The organism is Mesorhizobium sp. M0340 (genome assembly GCF_040321535.1).
In the GTDB taxonomy this organism is placed as follows: Bacteria; Pseudomonadota; Alphaproteobacteria; order Rhizobiales; family Rhizobiaceae; genus Mesorhizobium.
Genome location: NZ_JAMYRR010000086.1, coordinates 1 through 524 on the forward strand (window position 1 = coordinate 1; position 524 = coordinate 524).

A 524-nucleotide genomic window follows, 5' to 3' on the forward strand; every position below is an offset into this window, starting at 1 on the left:
CACCTCGCGCTTCTCGATCGGCAAGGACAGGCTGTTCCACTATATGGGCTGCTCGACCTTTTCCAACTTCACCGTGCTGCCCGAGATCGCGGTGGCCAAGGTCGATGCCGACGCGCCCTTCGACAAGATCTGCTACATCGGCTGCGGCGTCACCACCGGCATCGGCGCTGTCATCAACACGGCCAAGGTCGAGCAAGGCGCGACGGCGGTCGTCTTCGGCCTCGGCGGCATCGGCCTCAACGTCATCCAGGGCCTGCGCCTGGCCGGCGCCGACATGATCATCGGCGTCGACCTGAACAACGACAAGAAGCAATGGGGCGAGAAGTTCGGCATGACGCATTTCGTCAATCCGAAGGAGATCGACGGCGACATCGTGGCCCATCTCGTCAACATGACCAAGCGCGGCGCCGACCAGATCGGGGGCGCCGACTACACCTTCGACTGCACCGGCAACACCAAGGTCATGCGCCAGGCGCTTGAAGCGTCGCATCGCGGCTGGGGCAAGTCGGTCATCATCGGCGTTG

General features: G+C 63.5%; 1 protein-coding gene. It reads left to right on the plus strand.

Annotation, left to right across the window (positions count from 1 at the left end; translation table 11 throughout):
- The coding region (locus tag NKI79_RS33170; protein ID WP_352807517.1) for a zinc-binding dehydrogenase at nt 1–524 on the plus strand (524 nt) is incomplete at both ends.